Annotated in this window: 26 protein-coding genes; 12 read left to right on the forward strand and 14 right to left on the reverse strand. The window is 40.0% G+C overall.

Features of this window, described 5'->3' with window-relative positions:
- Nucleotides 1-136: 136 nt before the first annotated feature.
- Both FIV01_RS07560 and FIV01_RS07565 read right to left on the reverse strand, forming a co-directional pair.
- Nucleotides 137-325, reverse strand: coding sequence for a hypothetical protein (locus FIV01_RS07560; protein WP_246210372.1), 189 nt, complete (start codon nucleotides 323-325; stop codon nucleotides 137-139).
- Nucleotides 326-400: 75 nt separating this feature from the next.
- A complete protein-coding gene (locus FIV01_RS07565; RefSeq protein ID WP_152430453.1) occupies nucleotides 401-868 on the reverse strand; it encodes an Lrp/AsnC family transcriptional regulator in 468 nt (155 codons plus the stop codon).
- A 125-nt stretch (nucleotides 869-993) separates the two neighbouring features.
- Between FIV01_RS07565 and FIV01_RS07570 the strand changes: the two genes are divergently transcribed.
- On the forward strand, nucleotides 994-1,986 hold the full coding sequence (locus FIV01_RS07570) for a pyridoxal-phosphate dependent enzyme (RefSeq protein ID WP_152430454.1): 993 nt from the start codon (nucleotides 994-996) through the stop codon (nucleotides 1,984-1,986).
- 48 nt (nucleotides 1,987-2,034) lie between these two features.
- Entirely contained in the window at nucleotides 2,035-2,547 is a 513-nt protein-coding gene (locus tag FIV01_RS07575; RefSeq protein WP_152430455.1) for a peptide deformylase, read from the forward strand.
- A gap of 245 nt (nucleotides 2,548-2,792) precedes the next feature.
- Here the strand turns inward: FIV01_RS07575 and FIV01_RS07580 are convergent, their stop codons facing one another.
- From FIV01_RS07580 to FIV01_RS07595, 4 genes are all read right to left on the reverse strand, one after another.
- A complete protein-coding gene (locus FIV01_RS07580; protein WP_152430456.1) occupies nucleotides 2,793-3,098 on the reverse strand; it encodes an NIPSNAP family protein in 306 nt (101 codons plus the stop codon).
- A gap of 133 nt (nucleotides 3,099-3,231) precedes the next feature.
- Nucleotides 3,232-3,669: a GNAT family N-acetyltransferase gene (locus tag FIV01_RS07585; RefSeq protein ID WP_216649446.1), complete on the reverse strand. Its 438-nt coding sequence runs from the start codon at nucleotides 3,667-3,669 to the stop codon at nucleotides 3,232-3,234.
- An 88-nt stretch (nucleotides 3,670-3,757) separates the two neighbouring features.
- Complete coding sequence (locus FIV01_RS07590; RefSeq protein WP_152430457.1) at nucleotides 3,758-4,174, reverse strand: GFA family protein; 417 nt, start codon at nucleotides 4,172-4,174, stop codon at nucleotides 3,758-3,760.
- Between the two features lie 138 nt (nucleotides 4,175-4,312).
- Complete coding sequence (locus FIV01_RS07595) at nucleotides 4,313-4,951, reverse strand: DUF6058 family natural product biosynthesis protein (protein WP_152430458.1); 639 nt, start codon at nucleotides 4,949-4,951, stop codon at nucleotides 4,313-4,315.
- Nucleotides 4,952-5,804: 853 nt separating this feature from the next.
- Between FIV01_RS07595 and FIV01_RS07600 the strand changes: the two genes are divergently transcribed.
- A complete protein-coding gene (locus FIV01_RS07600; protein WP_152430459.1) occupies nucleotides 5,805-7,343 on the forward strand; it encodes a 2'-5' RNA ligase family protein in 1,539 nt (512 codons plus the stop codon).
- Between the two features lie 214 nt (nucleotides 7,344-7,557).
- Here FIV01_RS07600 and FIV01_RS07605 read toward each other — a convergent pair whose 3' ends face one another.
- The 5 genes from FIV01_RS07605 to FIV01_RS07625 all read right to left on the reverse strand — a co-directional run bounded on the left by FIV01_RS07605 (nucleotide 7,558) and on the right by FIV01_RS07625 (nucleotide 12,132).
- The gene (locus FIV01_RS07605) at nucleotides 7,558-9,150 is read right to left on the reverse strand and encodes an ABC-F family ATPase (protein WP_152430460.1); all 1,593 of its coding nucleotides are present in this window, start codon (nucleotides 9,148-9,150) and stop codon (nucleotides 7,558-7,560) included.
- A 185-nt stretch (nucleotides 9,151-9,335) separates the two neighbouring features.
- Entirely contained in the window at nucleotides 9,336-10,088 is a 753-nt protein-coding gene (locus FIV01_RS07610; RefSeq protein ID WP_152430461.1) for a hypothetical protein, read from the reverse strand.
- Nucleotides 10,073-10,594: an RNA polymerase sigma factor gene (locus FIV01_RS07615; RefSeq protein ID WP_152430462.1), complete on the reverse strand. Its 522-nt coding sequence runs from the start codon at nucleotides 10,592-10,594 to the stop codon at nucleotides 10,073-10,075. The genes FIV01_RS07610 and FIV01_RS07615 overlap by 16 nt, the downstream gene beginning before the upstream one ends.
- A 7-nt stretch (nucleotides 10,595-10,601) precedes the next feature.
- A complete protein-coding gene (locus tag FIV01_RS07620) occupies nucleotides 10,602-11,318 on the reverse strand; it encodes a hypothetical protein (RefSeq protein WP_152430463.1) in 717 nt (238 codons plus the stop codon).
- 16 nt (nucleotides 11,319-11,334) lie between these two features.
- Nucleotides 11,335-12,132 carry a substrate-binding domain-containing protein gene (locus FIV01_RS07625; protein WP_152430464.1) on the reverse strand — a complete coding sequence of 266 codons (798 nt, stop codon included), beginning with the start codon at nucleotides 12,130-12,132 and terminating at the stop codon, nucleotides 11,335-11,337.
- 250 nt (nucleotides 12,133-12,382) lie between these two features.
- On the opposite strand from FIV01_RS07625, the gene mobA reads away from it, so the two are divergent.
- The 4 genes from mobA (at nucleotide 12,383) to FIV01_RS07645 (ending at nucleotide 15,827) form a co-directional block, all read left to right on the forward strand.
- On the forward strand, nucleotides 12,383-13,003 hold the full coding sequence (gene mobA / locus FIV01_RS07630) for a molybdenum cofactor guanylyltransferase MobA (protein WP_152430465.1): 621 nt from the start codon (nucleotides 12,383-12,385) through the stop codon (nucleotides 13,001-13,003).
- Between the two features lie 73 nt (nucleotides 13,004-13,076).
- Nucleotides 13,077-13,343, forward strand: a complete 267-nt coding sequence (locus FIV01_RS07635; RefSeq protein WP_152430466.1) for a DUF2960 domain-containing protein — start codon at nucleotides 13,077-13,079, stop codon at nucleotides 13,341-13,343.
- A gap of 384 nt (nucleotides 13,344-13,727) precedes the next feature.
- Entirely contained in the window at nucleotides 13,728-14,753 is a 1,026-nt protein-coding gene (locus tag FIV01_RS07640) for an OmpA family protein (RefSeq protein WP_152430467.1), read from the forward strand.
- Between the two features lie 15 nt (nucleotides 14,754-14,768).
- Nucleotides 14,769-15,827 carry an Lcl C-terminal domain-containing protein gene (locus FIV01_RS07645; protein WP_152430468.1) on the forward strand — a complete coding sequence of 353 codons (1,059 nt, stop codon included), beginning with the start codon at nucleotides 14,769-14,771 and terminating at the stop codon, nucleotides 15,825-15,827.
- A gap of 63 nt (nucleotides 15,828-15,890) precedes the next feature.
- On the opposite strand, the gene nagK is transcribed toward FIV01_RS07645, so the two are convergent.
- Together nagK and FIV01_RS07655 are read right to left on the reverse strand one after the other, a co-directional pair.
- Entirely contained in the window at nucleotides 15,891-16,799 is a 909-nt protein-coding gene (gene nagK / locus FIV01_RS07650; protein ID WP_152430469.1) for an N-acetylglucosamine kinase, read from the reverse strand.
- Between the two features lie 128 nt (nucleotides 16,800-16,927).
- Nucleotides 16,928-17,662 (reverse strand): tRNA-uridine aminocarboxypropyltransferase, encoded by a 735-nt coding sequence (locus FIV01_RS07655; RefSeq protein WP_152430470.1) that lies wholly within the window; start codon nucleotides 17,660-17,662, stop codon nucleotides 16,928-16,930.
- Between the two features lie 85 nt (nucleotides 17,663-17,747).
- Here FIV01_RS07655 and FIV01_RS07660 point away from each other — a divergent pair, with 85 nt between their 5' ends.
- Both FIV01_RS07660 and FIV01_RS07665 read left to right on the forward strand, forming a co-directional pair.
- Nucleotides 17,748-18,536, forward strand: coding sequence for a sterol desaturase family protein (locus FIV01_RS07660; protein ID WP_152430471.1), 789 nt, complete (start codon nucleotides 17,748-17,750; stop codon nucleotides 18,534-18,536).
- Between the two features lie 2 nt (nucleotides 18,537-18,538).
- Complete coding sequence (locus FIV01_RS07665; protein ID WP_246210373.1) at nucleotides 18,539-19,066, forward strand: C40 family peptidase; 528 nt, start codon at nucleotides 18,539-18,541, stop codon at nucleotides 19,064-19,066.
- 19 nt (nucleotides 19,067-19,085) lie between these two features.
- On the opposite strand, the gene FIV01_RS07670 is transcribed toward FIV01_RS07665, so the two are convergent.
- Complete coding sequence (locus FIV01_RS07670) at nucleotides 19,086-19,430, reverse strand: DUF3802 family protein (RefSeq protein ID WP_152430472.1); 345 nt, start codon at nucleotides 19,428-19,430, stop codon at nucleotides 19,086-19,088.
- A gap of 347 nt (nucleotides 19,431-19,777) precedes the next feature.
- Between FIV01_RS07670 and FIV01_RS07675 the strand changes: the two genes are divergently transcribed.
- From FIV01_RS07675 to FIV01_RS07685, 3 genes are all read left to right on the forward strand, one after another.
- On the forward strand, nucleotides 19,778-20,644 hold the full coding sequence (locus tag FIV01_RS07675) for a fructosamine kinase family protein (protein WP_152430473.1): 867 nt from the start codon (nucleotides 19,778-19,780) through the stop codon (nucleotides 20,642-20,644).
- A gap of 250 nt (nucleotides 20,645-20,894) precedes the next feature.
- On the forward strand, nucleotides 20,895-21,098 hold the full coding sequence (locus FIV01_RS07680; protein WP_152430474.1) for a CPXCG motif-containing cysteine-rich protein: 204 nt from the start codon (nucleotides 20,895-20,897) through the stop codon (nucleotides 21,096-21,098).
- Nucleotides 21,099-21,306: 208 nt separating this feature from the next.
- The gene (locus tag FIV01_RS07685) at nucleotides 21,307-22,677 is read left to right on the forward strand and encodes an MATE family efflux transporter (RefSeq protein WP_152430475.1); all 1,371 of its coding nucleotides are present in this window, start codon (nucleotides 21,307-21,309) and stop codon (nucleotides 22,675-22,677) included.
- Nucleotides 22,678-22,811 lie beyond the last annotated feature (134 nt).

The following is a 22,811-nucleotide window of genomic DNA, read 5'->3' on the forward strand; positions in this document are numbered from 1 at the left end:
TTCATTACCACGTTTTGCTTGTTATACCAGTGAAAGAGAGCAAAGTTCTTCATCATACCCTTTTATATCAGGGAACGCCAAATGATACTGTAAAAAGAACAGAAAAGAGTTTTAATTGGGTATTTTTATTATGTGTTCAGTACTTAACTCGTATTGATACACCTAACCAAGATGCTCCTTCACGCTTATTAGCGGTAGAGTGCCAATTCTCGATGAAACCCCACGCAGCATTGCCCTCGGCAATATGTGAGTCAAACCAGTAACCTTGCGCATCATTGAGTATGTAATGTAACGAATCATTTACCGATATAACTGATATTAACATTGTTTTGGCTGGTGTAGACTTGCCCAACGCCAACGTTTTTGTAGAAATACCTAATTTTTTAATTAGTTCAAAGTACTATCTCACCGTTGTATCAATGCTAAGCCCGACTTTCTTTCTTCCCATCACAACAGATGTTTTAAAACGACGCACGTTATTGTTGTTAAAGAACAGTCGATAAGTTAGTAATTCAAACTCTTTCATGTCTTTCGACGTACAAATCAGACAAAAATCTGCCTCGCCTGTAATGTAATAGCATTGCTGTACTTGAGGATCTGACAGAGCAATTCTAGCAAAAGCATCAATTTGGTCTGGTCTTTCTCTTTCCATTTCAACCATCACAACAAAGCTCATCGATTGCCCAAGTTGATCGGGATTTAAGATTGATATGTCTTTAACAATGACACCTTCATCTCGTAGACGCTTTAATCTTCTCTGTGTAGATGCAACAGAAAGAGAAGCTATTTCAGATAAAGCTTCAAGTCCAATACGCGCATTTTCTTGCATAGCACCTAAGATATGCATATCTGCTCTGTCTAAAACCATAAAAAATACCAACGATTAGCTAATAAATGATTATTTTTATCAAAATATATTGAATTATGACCAATTCATATCACTTTCATCAAATAATATTTAACTATTGATTATTTGATTCAAATTCACGTTAAATGCTAAATTTTCTAAGACCTAAAAAGCTATTGGAATCATCCTTAACCTATAAGGCTACCCCATTGAGAGAGTTCTCCTATAAGGGGCAGCGCTTACTTATAAAGGATGAGACGCAACGCTTAGGTGAAAGTTCTTTTAAAGTATTAGGTGGGGCATATGCTGTTACACAACTCGTTTCCAAGCAAGTTGGAAAAGTACTTACCTATGACGATTTTTCTAAGCCGGAAGTTCGGAGTGTAACGAAGCACATGACATTTGTCTGTGCAAGCGCTGGTAACCATGGCCTTGCTGTCACACATGGCGCACAAACTGTCGGTGCCCGATCTCGTGTTCATCTTTCTAAAAACGTTCCTGATGAATTTGCTAATCGTCTGATTAATAAAGGAGCCGAAGTTATTCGCTCAGGAGCAACATATGAAGAAAGCATCGAAGCAGCAATCCATGATGCAAAAAAATCAGATGCCATTCACTTAGCAGATACGTTTTGGTGTGGATACACAGAAATCCCTCAACTAGTGATGGAGGGGTATACAGTAATAGCGGAAGAGCTACGAGAAGAGTTTGAGAGAACGAATGCATGGCCTACACACGTTTATTTGCAGGCAGGTGTCGGAGGCTTAGCGGCTTCAATTTGTTTAATGATACGTAGTAACTGGCGAGTACAACCTAAAATTATCGTTGTTGAACCTGACCTTGCTCCTTGCTTATCTGAAAGTGCACAACAAGGAAAAGTCTGTAGCGTTGAAGGGGCTGTTTCCATCATGGGAAGACTAGACTGTAAAACGCCATCTCTTATTGCTTTCGATATTTTATTTCATCAAGCAGATAGCTTTGTAACAATAACTGAGCAAGAAGCCTTAAATGCCACAATGGTTGCTCAACAATTCTCGATCAATACAACACCGTCGGGCGCTGCGGGATTGGCGGCACTAATAAACGATTTAGATGACGACCAACTACCCTTGGTCATTATTACTGAAAGCGATATTTGAGAGTGACCCCGAATATTGGCACCATTGACATAAAAAGGATTCTTAGAAATGCATGAAACAGAAATAACATTAGCATCAATACTTAGATTTGGAGATCCTCGGCTAGAGAGTACTGCCCATGCTGTTGATTTCCCTGATTCAGAGCTGAATCAGAATATTAATCATCTACGTGAAGCTCTTGTTCTTTTCCAACAACATTACAAGTGGGGACGTTCTATCGCTGCGCCTCAAATAGGAATAATGAAGTGTATAGTAGCAATCAATACACCGCATTTACCAAGTGTTTTAATAAATCCTGAGATAATTTGGCATAGTACCGAAACTCAACTGGTTTGGGATGATTGTATGAGTCTACCGGAAATTGCAGTTGAGGTTGAACGATGGAAACATATTACGGTTAAATATCAAACAATAGATGGAGATATTAAATTTCTTGAAAGTCTATCTCCGCAAGATTCCGAATTGCTGCAACATGAAATTGACCATTTAAGCGGAATTATCATGACACATAGAATGACCAGTGCACATCGAGTAATATCTAGAGAGCTTCGTACTGCTTAAGTTATTATTGCCCTACTCAATTACAGTAGCGAGCTAATCATAATGTCTACCGAAAAATGTATCATCCACATTACTAAATTAGAATATAACGGATTAGTTGAAGTATTGAAAAGTAACGCCGCGTTAATGGGCAGATAACGCTACTACATACTTAGCTCATTGTGGTACAAACACTCACGCGAACTGTGAACCAAAACTGCCAAGTGTTGGTTGTCTAATTGACAGCTTTGTTATGCGTAGCTTCTTTAAATCAACACTGGTCTAAAAAAGCTGCGCTCATAGCTGATAATACAGTCCACTCTATCGGCAAACTCGAAAGCTTTAATACATTCAGGATCATTTTGAGACTTAGTACGATAGTCTTCATAAGCTGACAAACTTTCAAACGTAAAAAGAGCCAAAGCTACATTGTTTGCGCCTTCAGATGGCAGAAAGTAGCCATTGTGTTGACCACCAAACTTCTCAACAAGTGGAATCCACATTCTGGCGTATTCTTCGAACTCATCGACCTTCTTTGGGTCAATTACATACCTGACGTGACAAGTAATCATAAACATTAACTCCTTCTAGTTGCTTGATTTTATGGGCTACGCATAACGTCTGAATAATTTGTGAGCATAATTTAGCAATTTTATTGCGTCGTTTGCAATTAAGAATTACAAACTATGGTTAATCTCGATTCATTCACTTATTAGGCATATGAGCACACAATAAAGAGTATGTAACTTCATGCTCATTTTTCATGCCCTCTCTAGTCCAACCTTGAGATTTATAAAAGATATCTGCTCTTGTGTTTGCTTCTGTATCAAGAGTAACTTTTTTCGCTCCAAGATCAAAAAGCCAACAAGTAGCCAGTTGAATCAAACCCTTACCTACACCAATACCTTCATATTCACGTAAAACAAAAAGCGCCCAAATAGAATTGACCTCTCTATCAGCATATGAAAACCCGATAACCTTATTATCCAATTCACACACCCAACCTCTACCTCGTCTATCAAGATAGTCCTCATACATTTTCCGTGTGATTTTACTTGGGTCTGATAGAACATTTTCAACCACTGAAAGCCTTATTTCAGCCATCATATCTATATCTTTGAAGGCAGCCTGTCTAAACTTCACTTCTACTCCTGATGAATTAATATGCCTAACATTCTTAATAGCAAGTCGCCTCGTTTTCCCACCGGCCTAACAAGGCTACTCTTCCTATTTAAGTCTTATCTGCAAAGTAAGCCATGATTTCTTCTGTAGTCATTTCCTTAGTTTCATTGGCAAAGCAGTAGTAGCTTGGGCGCATGTCGCTAAAGTATTGCATGTCCATTTTCAAACTGTCTAATTGTGGAAATAAGCCTACAGGCATGTTGTATTCTCCCGTTTCTTTGAACTTGTAAAACAAATGAGTGCCACACTCTGTACAGAAACCACGGGAGGCCCAAGAAGATGACTTGTACATTTTAACTTTGTTTTCACCCTCGATTTTCACTTGTGTTCCGCATTTAACTGCGAAAAATGGTGCCCCACCCCAAGTTCGGCACGACTGACAATGACAAACTGTAAAATTAGGGTTGATGCTTTCTGCTGTGATTTTTACACAGCCACATAAGCAGTTAGTTTCTGCGTAAGACATGAAATTACTCCTAAATTGCTGAAAATATATAGCGCCTTGTTAAGAGGTGAGCAGCGCTGCGACCTAAAGCATTGTGCCATAGACACTAAACTGGCTTGAAGTGAGAGCGTTAAGCGTTTTTCGTCCTTTATATTAACCTTATGAGGTTTTTAATTGATATTTGCGGCGCACTTCATTTACCAAACGGTGACGAGAGCTTTTAAGCCTCTCGTGTGGAGCAAATAATGAGCTAGCTGAATCTAAAAGGTCAACAGCTAGATTTAGCCTATTAAGTTGCTCAGGAGTCAACTCATTGTGTTCTGATAACTCATTGATTACGAGAATTGAAAATTCTTTAGCAGCTATATCTTCAGGTAACCCCGATTTAGTACATAAACCATAAGTTCCATTTAAAAAATGGCTCCACTGTTCGTTAATATGTTCATTCAGCTCTGAGGTGACTTTAAAGTTGGTAGAAGAATATCCTTGTTTTTTAAGACTTTCGATAGCAATTTTATAACGGTTAGCAAATACTGAATAAATAGCTTCAGTTGAATTCAGTGATTGAATTATAGCTAACCATGAAGAGTAGCCTTTTGCGTAATACTCTATTTCTTGCTCATCGTGATGTAAGCCAAAAAATGAATCACTTTTTATGTTTAGGCTTAATTTATAGGAGCATTTTGGCATTACGCCATCATTTTGGTATTTTAATAGGTCTTGTTCTGTGATTTTTGTAATATCAAGCAGCTCTTGTTTTGTAAAAAAGTAATTATTTAGATATTTGATTAATTCCACTTAACTTTAATCTCCATGGAAAAGCTAACATTCTTCATAACAGGCAGTCTCGTTTTCTGTCTGCCTGACATTCCGCTCAATTTATCATAACCCACTAAAAATTTAAGAATATATCAAATTTCTTATTTCTCCGTCACATAAAAACGAGCTGGCCTGTTATCACTTTTTGGCGCGGCACGTTATTTTAGGGAGCGTTGGTATCAACTGACTTGTTAACAACGACTTACTAATTTCTCTGCCGAAAAAACGAGCAGCTGATCCTGATAAACCAAACCATTTTTCATACTCAAGATCCAATACCGTTAGAGTTGTGTACTTCAAGGGTTAATAAAATTACGTTACGACTTACCTAAATATGGCTTAAGAAAACTGGCAACTTGCTCTTCACAAAGCCCAACTTCGACCTTAATACAGCTTTATTTGAGAATGGAGATACCTTTGCCGCCATTACTTTCGTCTGGGTCGATTAATGCTACAACAACATGCTTTATTCCAGAGTGGACCAGCGTATGAGCTAGGGCTATATAAATAGTGTATAGTTTTCTTTCTTAGCAGGTCTATGTATATGTGAACCAAGAGTTTTAGGCTCGTTACCATTGTTAAGCTAGCTCCTTGACCCCGCTAGGAGCTTTTTCTTTACCTTTAATACTGGAACAAACAGTGAAACTCTGAGTGCGGGAGAACCAACGCCAAATTATTCGAAAATTTTCATAAATAAACACATGACCCCTTTACTATTTATTGAGTCAATAGAGTTCGCTATCACGTGCATTTAAGAAAATAACCCTGCTAACAATAGATACTAGAGGACGATACATTGAGAGTTTCGAATACACCGACTAACCAATCCGAAATGACCAAGAAACAAGACCATGAACTTGGTAGACCGCTCACAGTGACAAAAATCACAAGAAAGTTGTCCGACTCTGGCCAAAGCCAACATGGTCTAGCAGGGCTCTGGACAGTTATAAAAAAACGTTGCAGAAAAGTATTTAAGCTAAACAATCCTGACACGTCTAACCGAACCATTTCAGGACACAATAAAGATTTAGATAGGACAACGTATTATTCTAGAAAACAAGCCTGCAATGAAAACCCTAAAATGGTAATTCAAATATTTAAGGATCATATACTTGACCTTGATAGGAGTGGAGGCCCAAATTCGAACTTTAAAGCTTTACAGGCAGGCTCTAAGAGCGAGCTTAGTTTTGACGATGCAAAAAAACTTCAAACCCTAGCTAAACAAAACCAATACAAAACGGCAATGGCTCCTGTATATATCAAATTTGTAGATTATTTAAGAGACCGAGGACATACTCAAGAGATAGGCGCAGAGCAGTTAGTCAGTACTGTAAGTTCATTAATTAATCGACCTAATGAAATAGTGGTTAATCACTCTGATAAACCAAATTTCTATGAAATGAAAATAATACAAGCGTTAACGAGTCCCAAGTCTTTGTCAGTTCCCGATATTATGTCCCTCAGCCAACTACTAACTCTAAAGCAGAGCGAGAGTGTGACTTATAAACAGCTCATCGATTTAGTAACAGATATGAAAAATATGTCAAACGATGAGAGAGATGAAGCAATCGCCTCTATGAGTGATGGAATTATGGTTAGTCACCCGAATAAACCTAATTTCCATGAAATGAAAATAATTCAAGGGCTAACACGTCCTAATTCTTTGTCAGCTCCGAACATAATGATCCTTAGTCAAGAATTAGCGTCAAAGAATCAAAATGAGGTTACAGTTAAGCAGCTTACAGATGAGGTTAAACGGGTAGCAAGTCTAACTGAAGAACAAAAGAATGAAACATTATCTGAGCTAGGTAGAAAGCATGCTAATCACCTTGCATGGTTACATTTTGATAAAAAGTCAGAGGATAAGGTAATTGGAACACTTCTGACACCTATCGAAAACATGAAAGGTGAGATAGGTCGGATAACAAAGCACAATGAAGCACATATAACAGTCGCTTTTTTCGGGCATCAACCAAATGAAAATTTTATCCGCAATGTTGGTTTGGATGTTAACAAGACAGTTACTTTAAGATTTAGTAAAGCCGAAATCTTTAACAATCACTTAGTGATAACAAATGAGAAAGGTGCTGAATCTGAGGGACTTAAAGATATTCACAACGCTCTGATTAAAAAAGCTAGTGAAGCAGGTATTGAGCTCAGCGATACGTATAATGGCAAAAATTATAGGCCACACATAACCTTGGTTAGAGATATTCCGATCGAAAGACAAGCTGAGCTACTCGAACAGTTTAATTATCTAAATCATGAGCCCATCACTCTAACGGGAAATATAGCAGTTGGTTATACCTCTTTATATACAGTTGATGACGAACAAAGCCATTATCATGATATCAACGAACTAGACGATTAATAGTCTAATTGCATTGTAATTTTGAAGTAAAACTCATATGTGCTCTGTCACAAAGTCATTTTGGGGCAAAAATATTTTAGCAAAAGCAATGTATCGATATTAGTTGAGCGCTTCTTTTGAGTGTAAGGCTTTCTCTACGCCCTACACCTCTAAATAGCTCACCCAGATACAAAAAAGCCTCGCATAAGCGAGGCTTTAATTAATACAGGGAGGATTAACCATCAATTCCTTTCGATTTTAGGAATTCCGAGTAAGTACCACGGAAGTCGTTAATTTTACCCTCTTTAATTTCCAGAACACGAGTTGCCAGCGAGTCCACAAACACTCGGTCATGAGATACGAAGAAAAGCGTGCCTTTGTATTGCTCAAGCGCCGTATTTAGAGATTCAATAGACTCCATATCCATATGGTTGGTAGGCTCATCCATCAGCAACATGTTCGGTTTGTGCATCATAAGCTTGCCGAGAAGCATTCGCCCTTGCTCACCACCCGAAAGTACTTTAACAGACTTTTTAATGTCGTCTTGGCCAAACAACATGCGTCCTAAGAAACCGCGAATGACTTGTTCGTCATCCCCAGCCTGACGCCACTGGCCCATCCAGTCCATTAAGTTCATGTCTTCAGCAAACTCTTCAGCATGATCTTGAGCATAATAGCCTATGTTAGAGTTTTCAGACCATTTGAATTCACCAGTACGCGGTAACAATACGCCTGCAAGCGTGTTCAGTAATGTTGTTTTACCGACACCGTTTTCACCAATAATGGCAACCCGCTCTCCCACTTCAAAAATAGCATTGAAGTCTGAGAACAAATCCTCTTCGTAACCTTGAGATAAGTTTTCAACAATTAAAGCATTACGGAATAGTTCTTTAGACTGCTCAAAACGAATAAACGGATTCTGGCGACTCGACGGCTTCACTTCTTCTAGCTGGATTTTGTCGATCTGCTTGGCACGAGAAGTGGCCTGCTTAGCCTTAGATGCATTGGCAGAAAAGCGCGCGACGAATGTGTTTAACTCGGCAATTTGAGCTTTCTTCTTCGCATTATCAGCCAGTAAACGTTCACGAGCCTGAGTAGCTGCGACCATGTACTCATCATAATTACCAGCAAATAGACGCAATTCACCGTAATCTAAGTCTGCCATGTGGGTACAAACTGAATTGAGGAAATGGCGATCGTGAGAAATAATGATCATGGTACAGTTTCTCTGGTTAAGCGTGTCTTCTAACCAGCGAATGGTATCCATATCAAGGTTGTTGGTCGGCTCATCGAGCAGCATAATATGTGGGTCAGCAAATAGAACTTGTGCTAACAGAACACGCAGCTTCCACCCCGGTGCGACTTCGCTCATCAATCCATAATGCTGTTCTTCAGGAATGCCAACCGCTAGCAGTAATTCACCGGCTTTGGCATCAGCCATATAGCCATCCATTTCGGCAAATTCGACTTCAAGTTCGGCCACTTTGATGCCGTCTTCTTCTGTCATTTCAGGCAAGGAATAGATACGGTCACGTTCTTTCTTGACTTCCCATAGCTCTTTAAAGCCCATGATAACGGTATCGATCACAGTAAATTCTTCGTAAGCAAACTGATCCTGATTCAGCTTAGCGACGCGCTCATTTGGGTCATAACTGACATTACCACCTGTTGGGTCGAGTTCACCGCTTAAAATCTTCATGAAGGTAGACTTACCACATCCATTGGCGCCTATTAAACCGTAGCGGTTTCCATCACCAAATTTGACGGATATGTTTTCAAATAACGGTTTCGCACCAAATTGCTGCGTAATATTGTTGGTACTTATGATAAGACTATCCCCCTTTCTCCAACTCAGTTTAGTAGAGAAAATATGTTCGTATATGATTTGCGGGGGATTGTACCAAATTGAAACTATGAACTACATCAATTGTTCCAACTTGTTCTTCTACAGGCTAGTTACTACTCAAACCTGACACCAAAAGCCTGGGTGAGGTTTTAAGTAAGTTGTCAGTATCAAATTGCTCGCCAATCGCTTAGCTCAACACATCGACCACGATATAGAACCTCACTATTGGGATCTCTATTTGCGGTTACGAGTAATTCTGAGCTGCTCTTTAACATTTTCCACTCGTTCGGTGACATATAACGAATATCATTAATGTTTTGCAAGCTATCAATTAGCTTCAATTCTCCCGTTGAATTATCGCGCATCCAAACCATGGCTCTGCTTTGAGAGATCTTGTCCATGGAGAGGTTTCTTTGCATACGCAAGCTGGACTGTCCGGGTTTATCTCCCTGATAAGCAACCAATGCAAAATGATTGGTTTGTGTATCTGATGACATCATTGCCAAATAACTTGCCGGACGCACCTCGGCGATATTTATCTCTGAGGAAGGCTGTATAAGGGTTGGTTGTAAAAATATACCCACGAATAAAGAGAAAGCCATACCTGTTGGCAGCCACCACCAGCGGATACTTTTGTCTCGTTTGCCTAATCTAAAGGTGCTGTTGGCAATATTGACCCATACCCTTTTAGAAGGTTTTTTGAAGGTGTTTGTAGAAGCATTGAGGTCAGAACTAGGATTGAGGCCTGACAGATGTAGCTGCCATTGTTCTATATGAATCCACCAAGTTGGATCAGCCTTGATTAAGGCTTCCATTCTGCGGCGCACTCTAGGCGTTTGTGTACCAAGTACGTATTCACCGGCCAGTTTTTCTCTTAATTGGGGATTTTGGTATCGTTTGCTGTTTATTTGGTCAAACATAGTTTCAATTCCTGTAACCCGCGACGAATCCAAGATTTAACTGTACCTAGAGGTGTCTTCACATACTCGACGATCTCTTGGTGGCTCATACCGTGTTGATACGCCAATACAATTGCATTTCGTTTCTCTTCAGCAAGAGACTGAAGACAATAATTTAGCCCTGAGTCGCTCTTAAATTCGCTAAGTTGAACCGCATCTTCTAATAGATTTTCAGTCAATTCTTCCTTGCGCCGCTCTCGTTTTCTGACCTCATCTATGGCCATGTTTCTCATGATCTGGCAGAGCCAAGCCCAAGGATAATCCAACACATACTCATTGTTGCTATACCAAAGCTTTACATAACCTTCTTGTAAAATGTCAGCGGCGATATGTTCATCTTTGACCACATTGTATATAAGACTAAATAATCTTGTACTGGTTAACTGATAAAGCGCTTCGAAAGCCTCTCGGTCTCGAAGCGCTATTTTGGAGAGCAGTAAACCTATTTGATGTTTATCGTCGCTCACTTTTTCCTCATTGAGTGATCAGATGCCAAACATTTTTGACACCATCGCCAGTTGTTTCACCAGCTTGGGAATCTTTAAACCAACGATATAGCGGTTTGCCCTCAAAAGTCCACTGATATGTGTCATCCTTGCGCTTGGTAACACCAAATCCTCCAGTTAGCTTAATGTTGTCGATACCCTTTTGAGTTAAATCTGAGTCAACATAAGCTGGTGGCCACTTTACTTCACAGTCACCGTAGCACACTGACTGGTTGTCCTTGTCTTTATCGAAGGTATATAGCGTCAAGTTATTATTATCGACTAAGTATCGACGGCTACCATCGTTATAAAGTTTTACCGCAACATCATCAGCGCGTGCAATTGGCCATACACCTTTCACTCCAGCGCCATCAATATCGCCCTCTTTTTGATCTTTGAACCATCGATAAAGTGGCTTACCATTTAATGCCCATTGCTTGCTGCCGTCTTTCCGAGTCACTTGACTAAACTCTGAGCTTTTCGAAAACTGACTACTTGCTTTATCGTTAACAAGTAGAGGTGGCCATAAGGTCTCACATTTATCCGTACATACTGATTGCCCAACCGGATCTTTAGAGAAGGTATAAAGCGTTTTACCTGCACCATCCACATACACTTCGCCCACTGAAGTCTCGGTTGTATTTGAAGATGCCGTTGCGTAAGCCATAGGTACAACAAGAAGTGAAGATATAATTAACTTTTTCATTATTTGGTTTCCTTAATTATTGAGTCCAACCTTCGCGAGTAAAGAAAGCTTTACCTTGGTCGCTATTTACAAAATCGATGAAGTCCTGAGTTTGTGGCTCTGCGCCACGTGTTTTAGCTAATGTCAAATCTCGATATATACGTCTTTCTGGTTCAATCTCGACATAATCAACCTTATCAGCATGATTTAAAGGCCAATGGATCCATGTGATCCAAGCGTCGGCTTTCTGCTCTTGGAATGCCTTAAAACTTGCCCCGCTGCCTTTGGCATAAGCAATAATCTTGCTGCGGAAGTTTTGCACATCAGCCAAAGAGCCTTTACGTCCTGCAATGTCTTCCCAGACACCTGTCCCTGATGTGTTGTATACTCCCAAGCCTTCTGTCACGACAATACGTGAAGGTTTATCTAGTAAGTCTTGAATCCCTTTGATATTTTTAGGATTACCTTTCGGTACTGCAATAACAGCGCGACGAAGATAAACAGGTTTTACATCCATATCGGTGATAAATGGATAGGTTTCAACAAATGCGCTCATGGATTGCTCTGAAGAACCAAAGATTAGATCTGCATTTTTCTGTGCGTCACGAGTCCATTTAGATTCTGGACCTGCGATGACTTTTACCGGAACACCTGTTTTTTCACTGTAAGCATTCGCTGCACTTCGAAGTGCTGTGTCAGGACCACCAGGGCCATACACATTAATGACGCCATCTTTAGGCTGATGTTTAATCGATGGGTCAAGTTTAGGCGACGCGACAGAAAAGGTGCTGACCACTGCCAATGTCAAAGCGGCTAAGCTCATATTAAGCTTCATGTATTCTCCTTAGCTTTAAAAGGTTTCATACAAGAGACGCACTAAGATGAGTTTTGGATGCACTAAAAACACACTTTTTTTAAAAAAATTTTCAAAACGAGTCAGAATAAACATAATTAATTGATATTTAACAGTATTTATTTTGACAACAATCAACCTATGTTCGAGCCACGAGTGATAAACTCATTTCTCTATCACTTTACTTTGCAGATAAAAATCTCGATAAGTTCAGGTCACTATGAGGATGACTATGCTTCTTCCAGAAAACACCAGTTGGGTTATTTTAGCTGGCGGACAAGGCAAACGTATGGGCGAAAAAGATAAAGGGCTTATCCTGCTTAACGATCGTCCACTGATAGCACATGTGTTCGAACGTCTGTCCGCTCAAACCTCAGACATAAGGATTAGTGCTAATCAGAATGTCGCGTTTTACTCTCAATTTGCTCCTGTCATCCAAGATCATTTGCAAGGTTTCCTAGGGCCAATGGGAGGAATTCATGCGGCCTTATGTGAATTAAACAAAGATTGGGTTGGTTTTGTCCCTTGCGATTGCCCTGCGTTAACAGAAAATCTGGTCGAGCGTTTTTGCTGTGCAGTAACAGAAGAATCTGAAATACTAGTTGCTCATGATGGGCTGTCGGCACAACCAGTCTTCTCTCTTTATCATAAAAAAGTACTGGGCAGGTTAGTCACGTTTTTGAGCGACGGAGAGAGAAAAATGAAGCGTTTCTATCAAGAATGCAACACTCAATTTGTAGACTTCAGTGATGAACCGTACTGCTTTATCAATTTAAACACACCAAAAGAGCTAAAGGACTTTTCAGACAATACGTCACAACAAAGGCTCTCAGCTGATGTTCAGAGAAAGTGACAATTAGCTTACTTCAGTGCAAAATATAAATTAATAAGAGCGTTGTTATGCTCTACAATCATCCGAGATACTTATGTCACGCATAATCGAATACACATACAAAGGTAAAAACAAAACACTGACGTTTTCTTACCAGCAACACCACAACATACATGAAGCCGTTGCTCAAGCTGAAGGGATAGACATTTCTGAATTCCTGAAGATGGAACAGCAAATCGAGGCCGTATCAGACACAAAAGCAGTGCGTAACTTTCGGGACAATCATTTTAGAAAATTAGGCTTTGAGAAGATCACTCTTGCGCAAAAAGAGAATCGAGGCATTGGTTCTAAGGATAAATAAAGTGTGTTAAGGGCTATCGCAATAATAGCCCTTAAAGCAAAAGAAGGTCATTAAGTTTTGCTTTAAAGCATATTTAGAATGTTCTGTAGCCTTTTAAAACATCAGAGATATACATAATTATTATGCTTACAACCAATAAATTTTAGATCTGCATCACCCTTCACAATAAATTTTTCTAACAGGCACTTCATCCTAGAAAAGCCTCATGAAAAGAATTAAAGCCATATATTTCAGTACCTTAAATTCACATGTGAATAGTTGAAATTCCATGAATTGATATTTTAATCAATTATTCACATTTTACTGATAAATTCATGATTATTTCATTTGTGTTTTTTTATATCGCATATAGCATCGCCACCACTTTATACATTGGTGAGATTTATGACTATTATGCGTTCGTTTAACAAATTCTGCACTTTAACAAGCGGATTACTATTAGTACCTGCTATAGGTTTTGCTAAAGTCACAGATTACAGCTCTAATGACTTTAATATAAGCTATTTCGTCGGTGCTGAAACTGGCTATCAGGTTTCATCTGACACTGACTACCCATATAGCGACCCACATAGTCCTCTTGCAGGCATATATGGCGGTATTAACTTAACAGATCGTTTAAGCTGGGATTTAGGTTATCAATACCTAGGTGAGATGACTGGAGCATATAACTCTATTCGTATAGAAACATCTCTAGCTCGTACTGGTCTACGCTACGCCTATCCTGTATACAAGCAACTATCTGTCTACGGCTACGCAGGTGCTGCTTATTGGTCTTTAGACAAGTCTTCACCTAATGCTCAATACAGTGATAATGGTTTTTCTCCAATATATAAATTGGGAGTGACTGCTCCGATAGCAAAAGACCTATACCTAGATCTTGGCTATCAGTATATCGATGGTATTGGAAGCCAACAAACCGGTGAATTTGATAGCCACAGTGCTTTATTAGGACTGACGTATCATTTTGGTCGCAGCGAAAAACAGCAAGTTATTATTCCTGTAATCAAATCCAATGAAGAAGAGTGCGAATCTGAAATGATCGAACCTCACACTATCTACCATTATTCAACTCAACTATCGAAAGAAATGAAAACCTTTGGGGTAGATAAATCAGAGTTATCTCTTCAGCAAAAAGAGATCGTACACATCACTCAACTTATGTCCGATAACCCAACGGCCAAAGTAAAGGTAATTGGTCATACGGACACATCAGGCTCAGAGGCTTATAACCAAAAGCTCTCTGAAAAACGAGCTCAATATATTGCAGCAAAACTCGAGAACAATGGTGTTGAAAGAGATCGCATCCTAGTGGAAGGAAAAGGAGAAATGGCTCCTATTGCGAGTAACGAAACCGTTGAAGGTCGAGCTTTAAACCGACGTGTTGATATCACTGTCTTTATTTCAGAGTAATTTGGAGCCATAAAAATGAATAATCTTAAACGCACTACACAACTGACTACTATAGCAGCGACCATAATATTATTGGTAGGCTGCGGTTCTGGCGGAGCCTTCGAAGGTGACACTAATGGTTCGAATAACTCAGGCTCTAATAGTTCAGGTTCTAACCAAGGTACGGTTAACCCAGAAGCGCGTGTATACGAAATAATTATAGATACTGGTAACAAGGAAATTTACTCCCCGCTTCAATATAAAGTAACTGGAAAATATGATGACGGTAATGAACAAGACATTACCAAACTGGTCAAATTTGAAGTTACCAATAATATCGTTTCTTTTGACGATGAAGGTGTTGCAATGCCTAATACCATTGGTAGGACTGAAGTTACTGCAACCCTCAATGGTGTAACAAGCGACCCTGTTACTCTTGATGTAGTAGAAACGTTAGTTTGTGGACACACAACAGGCAACCCCCTAGACAAAAACTTGGGCGGTGGTATTGATGATGACAGCAAAAGCTCAGCATCAGGTGAGTGTCTGAAGATAAGAGAAGTACTTGATTCTGACGACCCAACAGGACCAACATATAAGTGGTTTACAAGTTCACCTTCGACAGCACTAGTCGCAAAACTTGGCTATTCTATCCAAGATAACTCGACCAATACGGGTGATAGTTATGCTACATCGAATTATGAAGATGGAAATAATGGTCCAGCTGGATACCACTTTGCAAGTTTTCGTCAAGATGGTGACGGCGCAGTGCCACCGAGTTCTACTGGTTCATCAAATCGAGACGCAGGTAAAGATGGTCAAGCCTACCGTTGGTGTCAAAAACTTAATACAATTGAATTTGCAGGTAAAACAGGATGGCATATTCCTTCAATTAGTGAGTTAAATAGTTTGAATAAATATCAAAAAACAGCAGGTAGTATGTACGACCGTTTTGGCTGGCCGGCTACATTGGATTATCACACGTGGGTCTCAGGCTTCAGCAAATTCGATAGTATTCAATTACATGATTCATCAAACCCACTATTTGTTACGGCAGACGAAGCCAGATATGTTTCTTGTGTGGTCGATTTATAATCACGACACGAAGAAAAGGTACAGTAAAACACATCAAAAGAGCTTGCCTTGGCAAGCTCTTCTTTACTTTATATTTAGGAAGGCGGCACCGCGAACACCACCTGAATCACCGTACTTAGCTTTCATAATTTTGGGGCATTTAGCAACCGACATCAGGTAATTAGGAATGCGTTTGGGCATTTCTTGGTATATTGCCTCAAAGTTCGATAGCCCACCGCCTAAAACAACAACATGGGGATCATTAGCAGTAAAAATATTAGCTAAACAAATCGCCAACAATTCCATAAAGCGTTCTACATGCTCTGCTGCTTTACTTTCTCCACTCTGATATGCACTGATAATATCAATCGCTTTTTTTTCTTCACCGTAATAGTGCGTATAGAGTAACTCAAAGCCGCGTCCAGATAGGTAGTTGTCTAAACAACCGCTTTTACCACATCCACAGTCAAATAAAGGTGCATTTTCTCCGAGAAAAAGCCAAGCATCGAGAGGCAGTCGCGTATGCCCTACTTCTCCGGCCACATGGTTTCGGCCAGACAACACCTTACCGTCATGTACTATACCACCACCAAACCCAGTACCGAGAATAAGCCCAAGAACGGATTCTTCTTCCTCAAGGCTTTTGTCCCAAGCTTCGGATAGAGCAAAACAGTTGGCGTCATTTTCTATTTTAATTTGACGACCGATTCTCGCTTCCAAATCCTTACGCAGTGGTTTACCGTTTGCGGATGGAATATTAACAGTTAACACCGTTTGGTCATCGGCATACTCCATTCCTGGGATCCCAAGTCCGATACTGCCTTTGTACCCAAATTTCCTATCGTATTTCTCAACCAGCTCTGCAATGGTACTGATAAGCAACTGATAGTCATCTGTCGGTGTAGCAACGCGTTCAGTTGCAACACGCTCCAGTTGATCGTTAAAAGCACCAAACTCAATTTTTGTACCTCCAACATCAAAACCGTAGAACATTACCTCTCTCCTAAAACTCAGTATAAATTCGATAATTTTCTTATTATCTACATCAATAGGCCTACAATCCGTGATACCGTACCTATTTATGCACTAATTCAACCTTTTCAAGGCGTTTAGATCTCTTATCATACGTTCTCATCACTAAGGTAATATTGTAGTTTCGGCCTTTGTATATCTGACTTTGTTTGACTTTTACTCATCAAATAGCTTTCTTTAAAGGCATCAAACCATACTGCTAATGTTCTGGCTGCCGAATGTTCTCCCAATTGCTCTAATACAACACTCGCGACTTCCGCCGTGGCAAGATGCTGATCATTATCACTACGCCTCATTACATACTGCGAAAGTGACTGCGGCGAAATTGAAAGCACTGGTAGGTTATCTAAGTAAGGAGATTTTCTAAACATTCGTCTCGCCTCTCTCCAGCTTCCATCTAAAAAAATAAGTAATGGCTTTCTCTTGTTATCACTTAACTGCCCTATATTTTCATCCCTGATGATGCGATATTTTGATTCTACATAGTCTTGTGGAAACACCACTAACGGCTGGTATAAAGGATTAATCAGAAGATCCAACATCTCCTGATTTGGCTCTGTACGGCTCCATTGATACGCATACCCTTCTTTTACCGTATCAAGGATTAAGCGCCCTGTATTGCTTGGCTTGAACACTTCATTACTTGAAAAGAGCAAAAGCACGGCAACATCTGTGTCGACATTAGGCTGATAGGGACATAGACAGAGGGTGTGCTCTACTTGACAAAATGAGCATCGTTTAACCTTGCTACCCCTAGCTTGATACGCCCGAGTGGAAGATAACAAACGCTGTTCATACAAATGATGATACGCGTGGATTCTCATGAGAATTGATGGATAATAAATAAAAGGGCCAAGTTTACATGGCAAGTGGGATATTGGAAATACACAACCGGAGAAAAATCAATTCATGGACACCCCAGATACTATTCGGCTGAGTATATTCGTTGTCGTTTTAATACTCTGTGCTCTATGGGAGTCGAAGAAACCTAGGAGAGCGCTAAGCCAAAGTAAAAAGTTTAGATGGTTAAACAACCTTGGCCTAGTGTCATTTAATTCTCTATGCCTAACCATATTTATGCCTGTCCTTGCCTTTGATGTCGCCGTTACCGCACAAGCACATCAGTGGGGAGTATTGCAGTATCTACAATTACCAACATTTGCTGAGTTTATCCTATGCCTAGTGATACTTGATTTCGTAATCTATTCCCAACATATTGTTTTTCATAAAGTGCCTTGGTTATGGAGGCTACACAGAATGCATCATAGCGATCAAGATATTGATGTGACAACCGGTACTCGGTTTCATCCAATAGAAATAATCATTTCGATGTGGATTAAGATTTTCACAGTGATCGCCTTTGGCATCTCCCCCATTGCTGTCGTGTGTTTTGAAATCATACTCAATGCCAGCGCTATGTTTAATCATAGTAATGCTCACCTACCAAAAAAGGTGGACTTCTTAATGCGTAAAATCATTGTCACGCCCGATATGCACCGAGTACATCACTCGCAAAATTTAAGCGAAACCCACTCTAATTTTGGCTTTTTTTTGTCTATTTGGGACAAATGGTTTAATACCCATATTCCTCAACCAGAGTTAGGTCATGAGAAAATGGGGATTGGCGTATCAATATTTCAAACAACAAATGAGCAAAGAATTGATAAAATGCTCACCCAACCATTCAGAAACGGATAAGAATGACTAACATGGATAGTTTGATAAAGCGCTTAGCACCAATAACATTCATGATCATCATGTTAGGGTGCACATCGCCTACAAAAAACGAGCATCTAATCGATACCAACTCTGGTTCATTGAGTTCTTCAATCACAAGTGAACTGGAACATAATCTGCTTAGTTTTTATAGAGATTGGGCTGGCGTTCCCTATCAATTTGGAGGAAACAGTCGATATGGTATAGATTGTTCTGCTTTTGTCCAAAAAACCTATTCAAACGTGTTGAACGTACGTTTACCAAGAACAACAGACATGCAGGTTAAAGTGGGACAGCGAATAGAATACAGAAATGCACTAGTTGGAGATTTGGTGTTTTTCAAAACTTCACCCTCTGTACGCCATGTCGGGGTTTATATTGGTCAAAAGCGTTTTGTACATGCATCAACATCAAAAGGCGTCATTGTCTCCAGATTAGACAACCCTTATTGGGCTTCAAAGTTCTGGCATTTCAGACGAGTCTATTCAACACCAGACACCGCTTTGAACTAATGGTCTAGCCAGACTATTCTCAATCGTATTTTGCTACCGCGGAATCAAATAAATTTTTTAGAAGGGCGATAAGTTCGTCAAGAAACGTAATTTGTTCATTTGTGGCGGGTTTTGACCAAACACCAGCGAGCACTTCGCTCAAATCCTCGACAACAGAGTCGACCTCTTTTAACAGCTGGAAGCGCACCGTAGAATGGAGCTCTGGATTCTGCTCAAAAATGGTCATAATGTTGCTAGCTACCATGTCAGTCACCACATCTTCGATACTCTCTGCGCCAATGTCCCCATCTTCTGACGAGAAAATGTCGAGGTTAAAAGCCAAGTGTTCAATTAGTGCAAGGTAACCATCGGTTTCAACAACCACTGTCGTTCTCCATTCATTATTGTGTTTCTAATTCACTCTCTAATACTAAGACATATCAATGGTTTTTCACAACCCAACTCCGTAAACATATTTAGAAAAACTTCAAGACACTAGTTACCTAAAGGAAGGCCGCGCCTCGATTCTGGCGTATTTATTTGCTTGCAAATTTCTGGTTTACTGTATTGGGTATTTTCGAATTTCTAGCCAATATCATGATAAAGATCACACAATAGTCAATTTATCGAATAAGCGTGGTTTAACAGTTGAATTTTTTGTTATTGGCTTAAGAATAGCGTGTTCGCTTATCCTACAATATCAGCATAATGTTAACCATAATGGTTCGAGATATGTGGCAAGCTATTGCAGATCAATTGTCCGAGACACTTATGTTTTCTTTTAATATTGTCGAAAAGAGCCCCATTCATGGAGGAGACATAAACAATTGCTACATGATAAGTGATGGCGAGCAGAGATATTTTGTAAAAATTAACCAAAGAGACTTCTACTCAAATTTCGAAATTGAAGCAGACAATATCCACACTCTGAGGCAAAGTAAGAGTGTTTTAATCCCTGAACATATATTAACCGGAAAATCTAAGGATCACGCTTTTCTCATCCTCAATTATTTTCCAACGAAACCTTTGGATGATGCTGATAATAGTTACAGATTTGGTCAACAGCTTGCGACCCTTCATCAATGGGGAGAACAAAAGGAGTATGGCTTTGATCAAGATAACTACATAGGCGCTACTTTGCAGCCCAATAAGTGGGATAAGAAATGGAGCCGATTCTTCGCTGAGCAACGCATTGGCTGGCAGCTTCAGCTTATGAAGGAAAAAGGTATAACACTTGTAGACATTGGGGAGTTTACCCATCTAATCCAAGATAGACTGGCAGGTCATCAGCCTCGACCCTCTCTTCTACATGGTGATCTTTGGAGCGGTAATGTTGCGACATCACCATTTGGTCCAATTTGCTATGACCCAGCATGTTATTGGGGGGATAGAGAATGTGATTTGGCGATGACTGAACTCTTTTCTAAATTTCACCCAGACTTTTATCTGGGTTATGAAACTATTTTCTCTGTCGGTTCGGGTTATGAAGAACGAAAAGATATTTACAACCTCTATCACCTATTAAACCATTACAATCAGTTTGGCGGATCTTATTTGGCTCAATGTGAGTCGTCAATAAGTCGCATACTCTCTTACTAACCCCATGATTCTCCCCCATGGTGAAATCTAGAAAAACGAATAGTCTAATAGACTCAACCCCTTATTGGGTCGGTGTTAGTTTATGGCCTATTTCAACTCGCTTTCTTCATTCACCCTATTATGCTTTATGTTATGAACGTGTAGATGCATTTTGTTTTTCATCGGCCACTAGCGATGTAAACACACCAGAGGTTTACATTTAGAATGACCCGAATGCATCATTCTCATCATTGTTGTAAAGGAGAGAATTATGCGTCAACCTACCGAAAAAAGAGTATCTTGTCCTCATTGTGGACATTCCATCAGTATCAGCTTAGATACGAGTAATGGAAGTCAGGACTTTTACGAAGACTGTCTTGCATGCTGCCATACCATTCATCTAGGCATGGTGATAAACGAAGAGTTTGATAGGGTTGAGCTATCTATCGATGCCGACGATGAACAGATCTTTTAGTCTTTATCCAACTCAACAGGCCTTGTAGCATTGATAAGAATCCACCAGCAATCTTGATGTTTTGGTGGTGGTTAGCGTAACAATAATTTATTATTCCACTCGAATTTTTATGACTGCCCAGCCTAAAATTGTTAACCAATATAGCGCCTCAAGCTGACTTTCAAATCTAACGGAACCAGAGTTTCATCGCATGTTTTAGGAGTTTTAAGTGCATCTCTACAAGAAAGAAATCATTAAGCTTATTAAGTTATCAACCCCTGTATTGATTGCCTCTGTCGCACAAACAGGTATGGGATTTGTTGATACTGTGATGGCTGGTGGAGTAAGTGCGATTGATATGGCTGCCGTATCAATCGCTTCAAGCATTTGGCTACCTTCGATTTTATTCGGTGTAGGACTGCTAATGGCTCTAGTTCCTGTAGTTGCGCAACTTAATGGCTCTGGACGACAAGTGAAAATCCCCTTTGAGATTCAGCAAGGAGGTATCTTAGCTATCGTGATTTCTATACCTATCATTGCGGTTTTATTTCAAACACCAAGGATCATGGAGTGGATGGATGTCGAAGCGCTAATGGCAAATAAGACCGAAGGTTACATGCATGCTGTTATATTTGCCGTCCCTGCATTCCTATTATTTCAAGCTCTGCGTAGTTTCACTGATGGCATGTCATTAACCCAGCCTGCAATGGTGATAGGATTTATTGGTCTCATCTTTAATATCCCTCTAAATTGGGTATTTGTTTATGGAAAATTCGGCGCTCCAGCATTAGGCGGAGTAGGATGTGGGGTAGCAACTACGATTGTTTATTGGATAATGTTTTTTCTATTACTTGCTTACGTCATTACATCCAAAAGAGTCGCGCACATTCGCTTATTTGATCGCTTCTATAGACCTCACTTGCCGTCACTAAAACGACTATTCAAACTCGGATTTCCGGTTGCTGCCGCACTCTTTTTCGAGGTCACGTTATTCGCGGTTGTGGCAATACTCGTTGCTCCGCTGGGCTCTCTCGTTGTCGCAGCGCATCAAGTTGCAATGAACTTTTCCTCACTTATCTTCATGCTGCCTATGAGCATAGGTGCGGCAACCAGTATCCGTGTAGGTCATAACTTGGGAGAAGGTAATGTCCAAGGCGCTACTATAGCCTCACATGTCGCTATTGGGTTATCAGTCGTACTGGCTCTCGTCACCGCTTTTTTGACGGTATCATGTCGTGAATTCATTGCTCTACTCTATACCGACAACCGAGCTGTAATCACAATTGCAATGCAATTGTTGTTGTTTGCAGCACTTTATCAAGTTACTGACGCGGTTCAAGTCGTCGCTGCGGGTGCATTACGCGGATACAAGGATATGGCGGCTATCTTCAATCGCACTTTTATTGCTTATTGGATATTGGGCCTACCTATGGGTTATCTTCTCGGCATGACAAACTGGATTGTGGAACCTATGGGAGCAAAAGGCTTCTGGATTGGCTTTATCATTGGCTTATCTTCAGCCGCATTTATGCTGGGAATTAGGCTACACTGGATGCACAAACAGCCCGACAACGTTCAGTTAAGTTTTGCAGAGAAGTGATCGATTTGCTGTACTATAAAGTAACGACTAATAAAGGGTTAACTAAAAAATAGAGACTGAATAGAGCTTTGCTAGCCAAAAGATTGTTTATCCTTGTCTTTACTTCCTCCATGATCACATCTTGTGGTTTTGGC

This window comes from Vibrio aquimaris (assembly GCF_009363415.1).
GTDB lineage: Bacteria > Pseudomonadota > Gammaproteobacteria > Enterobacterales > Vibrionaceae > Vibrio > Vibrio aquimaris.